Here is a 7,869-nt window from a genome sequence, read left to right as displayed (position 1 = left end):
ATCTACACCACCGCGTCAGCGGCCTGAAAACAGTCAGCCCCCGGTGACAACCGAAGTCTGGGCAGACCCCTCCGACCGCACCACGACCAGAACCGACAAGGCCGGTACGTCCGAGGCGAAGACCACTGATTTCGCCTACCTCGGGTTGACGGACAAGGTTGCTGCGGAGGAGATCGCCGGGCAGCTCGACCGCACCTACCAGTACGACGCGTACGGGCGCCGGCTCACCCAGCAGAAGAAGGACACTGACGGGTCGGGGCCGGAGGTCGCTGAGGACTCCTTCTACGGCTACAACCCGCACACCGACGTCGAAACCCTCACTACTACTGCGGGGGACACGAAGGCTACGTACGGCTACACCGCCTACGGCAACAACGACGAGCAGTCGTTCAGCGGGATCGACAAGCCGGATGCCCAGAACCCGGGCAAGGAGCCGTTCAACTTCTACCGCTATACCGGCAAACGGTTCGATCCAGACTCCGGCGGCTACGATATGGGGTTTCGCGACTACCAACCCGGTATCAACCGCTTCACCGTCCGCGACACCTACAACGGCGCCCTCGCCGACGTCAACCTCGGCACCAACACCTGGACCGGCAACCGATACAGCCTCGCCGGCGGCAACCCCATCACCGGCATCGAAATCGACGGCCACATTGCCTACCTCGGTGGAAACACCAGCGTCAGCATCCCCCGCGCCGCTGCCTCTGACGCAGCCATCGCAACAGCACAGAACCTTGTCTCTGCCAATCCGGTCGGCAGCCATGTAGAACTACCCGCACTTGCCGAACCGAGCCAGACATCCTCTATTTTGCCGCCAGGTACGGGACCCGACCAGGATCCGAGTGTTCCAGGAAGGGGGGAAGAGACCGGCGAAACCAACGTCAGGCGGACTCCTCGGTTCAATTCTTATTGCGATGTCCCAGGTATTGGCCAGCGACTCGCCCCAGCAAGAAGGCATTCAAGTCAACATCAATGAACAGGCTAAAAATTGCCTGAACGCTGATACGTCGTACGTTGCAGAAATATTTTACCATCCACTCGATCGTGACACTCGTCGGGCAACTGGGGCGGAAGCCTGCCTCCACGGACGCGTTGTCAAGAAGGACGAGGCAGGTCGGTTCACGCCGCCCGGCTGGAAGAAAGGCATGGATCGCGGGCACCTGATTGGGAGGCAATTCGGGGGCAGTAACACCAAACCGGAAAAATTCGTTCCGCTATACCCAAATGTCAATCAGCAGCAACAAATGAAGAACGGTGCCGAGCAAGCCGTAGTCGATCGTCTCAACAGAGGCGAACGAGTCTACTACTTCGTCCGACCGATGTACGGAGCGGATGCGTATGTGCCGGAAAGAATAGAAATATATGTCCGCCGCAACAACTCGCCGGACGCCACATATATCATTAACAACAAATAGAGCAAGAGGCCGCCGGTGTCTTCCGGACCTCACTCGAGCACCTGTGAGCGGGATGATGTAATGTCGGCTCCACATGCTCGGGTCACGTGGAGGGAGGCGAGGTTGTTGAACAGTGCTGTCGATGAGCTTTGCGCGCTGGTCGGTCTTACCGATTTCGCACAACCCGAATATCAATGGGATGAAATCGAGCACTCTTTGGGGCTCCGGCTCCCGGATGACTACAAGGAGCTGGTCGGCAAATTTCCACCAGGTCATTTCCAAGGATTTTTGCATGTAATCCGACCAGGCGACGTGGGCGAAGCGTCGTCAGAATATCTCGGCTATTACAGTCATCGACTCGACGACATGAGGACTTGGCGAGCCGACGAGCCCGATCGCTTCCCATATCCGATCTTTCCGGAGTCGGGCGGCCTCATTCCGTGGGGTGTGACAACCCAAGGAGACCTGTTCTTCTGGGCAACGGATCTAACCGACCCGAATTCATGGCCAGTGGTTGTAACCGACTACGAATTTTCTAACTGGAAGAAGGTATCCAAGGGTCTGGCCAGTTTTCTTCGTGATGTCGTGACTGGGCGATTTGATGGCCAACCTTACGGGGCTGACTCAGCGTCCAATACGCCGTGGTGCAGAATCAGTGCACCCCAACCTGCAGTGACACGCACCAGTTTCGAGGGATTCTGGCGGAACTTGCCTGACTCCGGGCAACGCCCGGTCAACGCAATGCAAGATATTTTTGCGATTCTTTCGGTGTCACGTACAATGAATCAGTCGATCGAATGGGCTCCGATCGAGGCCAGGTTAGGCATAACGCTTCCTTCCGACTATAAATCCTTTGTCAACACCTTTGGGTCCGGTACTGTCGGTGATGTAAGCATTATGGCGCCTGGTGCTCAGTACGACAGCGATGTCCTGCAGTTCATCGAAACTGTGCAGGCTATGTTCGGTGGTGATCAGCGACGAAAGGAGATAGGGCCACCCATATACCCTGAACCGCAAGGAATGATTCCCTGGGGTCGAGTTAAGGGAGAGGGCATCTGTTGGTGGGCGCCCGTGTCCTCGGATTCTCTATCATGGGGGATCGTCGAGTCTAGCACGGGAATGTCGATCAAATATTCCCCAACCTTGTCATTCAGCTCTTTCCTGTTGGCGTACATGTCCGGGCGCGAGCGACTATTTGCAACTGGTGAGCTGATTCGAGGCCCTATATCCTTCGTTCCTGCGGTGGATTGATGTCATACCTGCGGCTGGACACACCGGGCACACCCGTGGCCATCGAAACCAGCGCTGCGCTGCAGACGGACGATGGGAACTGGTCGCCAAACGTCGCCATGCAACTCCGCGCAGAGTGCTCGACCTCGTCGCTGACGACACCGCGGAGCCCGGCCTCGCCGCCTGGTCGGGTGAGCGCCGTGAGCCGCCGGCCGACGGCAGCATCCCGGCGCTCACGATCCCGAGGGCGCCCGGCCGGCCGGCCGCCCGGCTCTGGACTTCCGCGTATCGTTCACCGCACGGGGCGGCAGGCGCAGCGTCTGGTTCGTGCGCTTCGTGGGCAACGGGTCCTCGGCCGTCAAGCTGCAGAGCATCGCCTTCGTCGACCGGGCCGACGAGGCCGCGGGGGTGGGCGCCGCGGGTGGTGGCACACGGACTGCGGACGACCCGGTCGCCGTCGGGTCGTACCGGGTGCGCAGGCTGCTGTGCGAGGCGGCATGGCAGGGTATATCTGGCCGTGACGCCGGACGGGTGCCCGGTCGCGCTGAAGGTCATCCGCGCCGAGAACGCGGGCGACCGTGAGTTCCGGATCCGGTTCCACCGTGAGATCATGGCGGCCAGCCGGGGCAGTGGGGCGCACACGTTCCCGGTCATCGACGCGGACCTCGCCGGTCCCGCGCCCTGGCTGGCCACTGCGGCCGCGCTGACGACTGGACGTCGAGCCTGTCGGTGATGGTTGATCGCGCTGCGCGACCCGTGCAGCGTCGTGGTCCACTCCGATCGCGGAGCCCAGTTCCGGTCGACGGCCTACCGGCGCGTCCTGCGTGTTCACGGGCTGATCGGCCCGATGGGCCGGGTCGGCGCGTGTGGCGACAACGCAGCCATGGAATCATTCTTTTCGTTGCTGCAAAAGAATGTTCTCGACACACGACGGTGGCACATCCGGGAGGAACTCCGGCTGGCGATCGTGTCCTGGACCGAGACGAAGTACCACCGCAAACGCCGACAACGCGCCCTGGGCAAACTCACCCCAGTCGAGTTTGAGACCATCAACACAACCGCGTCAGCGGCCTGAAACCAGCCAGCTCCCGGTGTCAACCGAAGTCGGGTCGGCGGTCGACCGCGGAACCACGGCCGACGCGCTGCGCTTCGAACTGAACACCGGCAACGCGCTCGGCACCGGTAGCGTCAAGTGGCACTACCAGAAGGCAGTCGACCAGTTCAACCGATTGTCGGAATGGCTTGACGACGTGCGCAAGGGCAATATCGTCGCCGGTGACGCCGACATCACAGTCGCCAAGACCGAAGCAGGCGATCTGTGGGACACGTTGAACACCTCGGATCGCACCGGTAACGTAGTCGCCGACATCAAAGCCAAGGACGCCAGTGGAAACCGCCACTTCCGCAACACGTTGAAGAAGGCGACCGGCAGGGCGGCGGTCAGCTACCTGACTGCCGCCGAGTTCGATTACGACGCACGTGGTGAACCAACGCAGAAAGGTCCGGCGAAGTTCACAGCGCGTGGTTTCATCGCCGTAGACCTGCTCGGTTTTGGCGTCAACGTGCGCAACGGAGGTGTCGGGGACGCTGTTTTCGACCTGTTCGACGTCACCGGCATCGGTCGCCAATACCTCGGGATGCCCCAATGCCCGCCCAGCGGCTGCGTGGCATGAGCGATGGCCAACCAGATTCCTTACAATGTCTCCATGACAGAGCACTGGAGACGTGTCGACCTACCCAATGGTACGTCCGTCCCGGTTCGCCGCAACAGCCCCGCAGACGCGGCCTTCTCCCATGACGTCACCGCGCTGGGTTCTGGCGTGCCCATGTCGTGGAGCCTGGGTACGCTGGGTGACCTCATGTGGATGCGGTTGCCTGAGACCCGTCCTTTCCTGGCCGAACGAATCGCCAGAGCGGTGCAAGACGCCATCGATCAAGACGACGAGTTGATTTTGCTGGTCGGACCTGTTGCTGCGGACGCATTGTGGCATCCGGTCATGCGCCCGGCGCTGGACAGCTACCCCAACACCAAGGACCGAGTAGCTGCGCAGTTCCTGGTGGTCGGCGAGGCATACCTTGCCGACCACCCTGACTGGGACGCAAGGCGAGGCGCTCTGGAGAACTACGTGTTCAGCAACCTCCAAGAACCCGAATACCGCCACATCGTCGAAGAGGTAGACCCTGCGCTGGCATCTCTCATCGAGGCGGTGGGAGGGTGAATGGACGGTCGTGCGGGTCCGAACCCTGTCCGGCTATGGCCTGTCGAACGTAAATCCGGCGGGGCGCCGCCGATCGCGTGACGGGGTGTGCATCGTCATCATCGGGACGGCTGACGACCAGGGCGTGATGGTGTTGAAGTACCCGGACAAGGGCCACGACCCGAAGACGATCGACGCGGCCTGCGGACTGTTGACGTTGCTCGGCGAGCGAGTTGTGGAGAACCTCGGCGTCTGACCCTCGGACACCCCACTCAAAGACCGATGCGACACCGCGACCTGCGCAGACCCGAGGGTCTATCCCATGATCGGCTCTGGCGCACTTTCGGTGGCGGTGTGGTGGGGTCCCGGCGGAGCCGGGGTTTGGGGTTGTCATGATCGTTTGTGACTGAGATGGCGAAGCTTGTCAGCGCGGTGTTCTCGGGACTTTCGGAGCTGTCGATCGAGGATGTCGAGGACGCTGGCGATGTGATCGTGGTGCGGGCATCGACCAGGGGCGAGGAGGTGGCGTGTCCTGCTTGTGGCACTCCGACGGGCCAGGTTCACGCCTTCCACGAGCGAATCCCCGCGGATGTGCCGGTCGATGGGCGCCGGGTGCTGGTGAGGTTGCGGATGCGTCGGATGCGTTGCCCGGTAACCGAATGCGCCCGCCAGACCTTCCGAGAACAGGTACCAGGTCTGGTCGAGCGATACCAGCGACGCACCGTCCGGCTCGGTGAACAGGTCCGTCGTGTCGTGCGCGAGCTGGCCGGCAGGGCCTCCGCCCGGTTGCTGCCAGCGATCGGTATCGAGGTCGGGCGGGACACCGCGGTGCGGGTCTTGATGGGCATCCCGCTGCCGGATCGCGCGGTTCCGCGGGTGCTGGGGATCGATGACTTCGCTCTGCGCAGGGGTCATGACTACGCCACCGTGTTGATCGACGCCGACACCGGTGCTCGGATCGACGTGCTGCCCGGCCGCGGCGCCGAGGTGGTAGCTGGTTGGCTACGGACCCATCCAGGAGTCGAGGTCGTGTGCCGGGATGGTTCGGCGGCCTATGCGCAGGCTGTGCGGGATGCGCTGCCGAACGCGGTCCAGGTCGCCGACCGATGGCATACCGGCCCAGCCGGGTGGTGCGCCGCTCCCCTGCGGCGGCCCATGCGGCCCCACCGGACGCGGCGGTGGTGGCCCTGACCGGTGGATCCTGGGCATGCCTCCGCCCAAGGGCGCGCTCCGCCGGATCCAGATGCCACCGAAGACAGCCCGGAACCCGAGACGTTCTACCGAGGCATGTCCTGGGGTGAGTACCGCCAACAGCTTGAAGCCTACGGCTCGCTGTACCCGAGGTACGGCGAGACGTTCGTGACGCAGGAAGTTGCTTACATCGAACAGTTGGCGGCTCGGCACCCAGAGGACTACGAGGTGTTGGTGTCCTTCTCGATGTTGCCGGGAACCCGCGACGCACTTCTCGAGGCGGGTGCACGCGACCTGGCGGTCTCCCAGGGTGTTCGGGAACTGGGCCTCGATTACCTGCCAGTACTGGCGACCAAGAAGGCCGGTAGGAGCCAGGTGCACATCAAGGTCGAGTTGGGATACCTCAACTTCGGCTTGCGAAAGGGCTCTGTCAAGATTTTCAACGACCGGATCCTGGGCTGGGAGATTGTGCAGGTGTTTCACGATGAGTAACTGCGACGAATTGCGATCCGTGCTGTACGACAGCGCTCTATCTAACTCCGAGCGTATGGTGCGGATTCAGCAGATGAGCGGCATCGAGGGCTGCGTGGCGGACGCAATCGTGGTGGCGACGGAGGAGCAGGACTGGGCGACGTTCGAGGTGTACCTGCGGGCGGCAGTACACCACCCATCATCGGCGATAACCGCGTCGTTGTGCGCAGCGCTGAGCCTGAAGGCTCCTGAGGTGCCGAACGAGGACACGCTTGAAGTGCTGGGCGAGGTCGCTGACCCGGCTTCCCTGGATTGCTTGCGTGAGATCTTGTACTGGGACCCTGAGTGGGACGAGTACCACCACCTCAACGTCAAGGCACTGTCGGCAATTCACAAGGTGGGAACAGCTGAAGCCTGGGGGTTGATTGCGGCCGCGACCGATCACCCCGCGGCCGCCGTCGCAGACCGGGCACGGACGATGGTCGACAGGCGGTAACCAAGCACGCATCGATTTGACCGACGGGCGACCACATCGAGGTGTGGGGTCTCGACCCATGTGGACAACCGCCGCTATCGCGCGGACGCCCTGCTGGCACATGACTGCCGCGTCGCTCGCTGTCGGCCGGTAGGTCCCGGACGCGGCCAGCGCGGACACGGCGATGTCGTGACCCATGCCGCGACCTCGTAGCGGGCGGACGTCGGCGAGCACGTGCGCCACACCTCGATGCGTGGGGTCGAGCCAGGCGCGTGCGACGGATGGCTGGAGGGAGCTGACCTGGGCAAGCGGCCGTCGTCGTAGGACATATCGATCCAGAATTTTCCCAGAATGAGGTCGGTAGACCACGGCAGCCAACAACAGGCGACGGGCACGTTCCCGCAGGTCAGCGGGGGAAGTGGCCATATCGCCGCAGGCCACGATAGGCCCGAATAAGATCAAGGGGTCGCAGGTTCAAATCCTGTCAGCCCGACGGTCGCGATAGGCCCGCTGGTTCTGGATGAAAGTCCAGGTCAGCGGGCCTTTTTGCTGTCCGGGTGACGATCTTGCGCGACCGTCTACTTAGGTCTAAATGGAGATCAACAAGGGCAAGAAGGAGAAAAATAAGGAGACGATCATGGTTGGGCTTTGACCAACGGCCATGTGGGGTCGCCTTACAGGCTCTCCTCCGTCATCCGGGCTCAACGGACGTCATCGGTGGTCAATCGCTGCTGGGTTGGGTCCGGTTGCGGGCCGGTTGGTGGTGGTTGCGCCCGGCTGACGGCGGCGTGAGCGGGTCGATGACTGGTGTGGATGGCTGGGGTGTGGTCTGGCCGGTTCATCGCGGCAGATCGCCTGCGAAAGCCGTCGTGTCGATGGGGATGCCGAAGCGAGGAACGGCCGCCAC

The 7,869-nt window shown here is 62.5% G+C and carries 9 protein-coding genes and 2 pseudogenes; all 11 read left to right on the top strand.

Annotation, left to right across the window (positions count from 1 at the left end; genetic code table 11):
- A partial coding sequence (locus ACFPCV_RS25835; protein ID WP_378058923.1) for an RHS repeat-associated core domain-containing protein occupies positions 1 to 979 on the top strand: 979 nt, incomplete at its 5' end.
- Positions 918 to 1,418 carry a DNA/RNA non-specific endonuclease gene (locus tag ACFPCV_RS25830; protein WP_378058922.1) on the top strand — a complete coding sequence of 167 codons (501 nt, stop codon included), beginning with the start codon at positions 918 to 920 and terminating at the stop codon, positions 1,416 to 1,418. The genes ACFPCV_RS25835 and ACFPCV_RS25830, both read left to right, overlap by 62 nt.
- A gap of 105 nt (positions 1,419 to 1,523) precedes the next feature.
- Positions 1,524 to 2,648 carry an SMI1/KNR4 family protein gene (locus tag ACFPCV_RS25825; RefSeq protein ID WP_378058921.1) on the top strand — a complete coding sequence of 375 codons (1,125 nt, stop codon included), beginning with the start codon at positions 1,524 to 1,526 and terminating at the stop codon, positions 2,646 to 2,648.
- 496 nt (positions 2,649 to 3,144) lie between these two features.
- Entirely contained in the window at positions 3,145 to 3,360 is a 216-nt protein-coding gene (locus ACFPCV_RS25820) for a protein kinase family protein (protein WP_378058920.1), read from the top strand.
- 21 nt (positions 3,361 to 3,381) lie between these two features.
- Positions 3,382 to 3,702, top strand: a pseudogene (locus ACFPCV_RS25815) (integrase core domain-containing protein); the annotation flags it as partial.
- A gap of 16 nt (positions 3,703 to 3,718) precedes the next feature.
- Positions 3,719 to 4,300: a hypothetical protein gene (locus ACFPCV_RS25810; protein WP_378058919.1), complete on the top strand. Its 582-nt coding sequence runs from the start codon at positions 3,719 to 3,721 to the stop codon at positions 4,298 to 4,300.
- 33 nt (positions 4,301 to 4,333) lie between these two features.
- Positions 4,334 to 4,846 carry a hypothetical protein gene (locus tag ACFPCV_RS25805; protein ID WP_378058918.1) on the top strand — a complete coding sequence of 171 codons (513 nt, stop codon included), beginning with the start codon at positions 4,334 to 4,336 and terminating at the stop codon, positions 4,844 to 4,846.
- Between the two features lie 10 nt (positions 4,847 to 4,856).
- Complete coding sequence (locus ACFPCV_RS25800; protein ID WP_378058917.1) at positions 4,857 to 5,081, top strand: hypothetical protein; 225 nt, start codon at positions 4,857 to 4,859, stop codon at positions 5,079 to 5,081.
- A 146-nt stretch (positions 5,082 to 5,227) separates the two neighbouring features.
- Positions 5,228 to 5,938 (top strand): annotated as a pseudogene (locus tag ACFPCV_RS25795) (ISL3 family transposase); the annotation flags it as partial.
- Positions 5,939 to 6,112: 174 nt separating this feature from the next.
- Positions 6,113 to 6,508, top strand: a complete 396-nt coding sequence (locus ACFPCV_RS25790; protein WP_378058916.1) for a hypothetical protein — start codon at positions 6,113 to 6,115, stop codon at positions 6,506 to 6,508.
- Positions 6,501 to 6,983, top strand: coding sequence for a hypothetical protein (locus ACFPCV_RS25785; RefSeq protein ID WP_378058915.1), 483 nt, complete (start codon positions 6,501 to 6,503; stop codon positions 6,981 to 6,983). Before ACFPCV_RS25790 ends, ACFPCV_RS25785 begins: the two co-directional genes overlap by 8 nt.
- The last annotated feature ends 886 nt before the right edge of the window (positions 6,984 to 7,869 follow it).

The organism is Actinophytocola glycyrrhizae, from assembly GCF_042653545.1.
Classification (GTDB): Bacteria; Actinomycetota; Actinomycetes; order Mycobacteriales; family Pseudonocardiaceae; genus Actinophytocola; species Actinophytocola glycyrrhizae.
The sequence above is the reverse complement of the archived record's forward strand: the minus strand, read 5'-3'. Positions and strand labels throughout refer to the sequence as shown.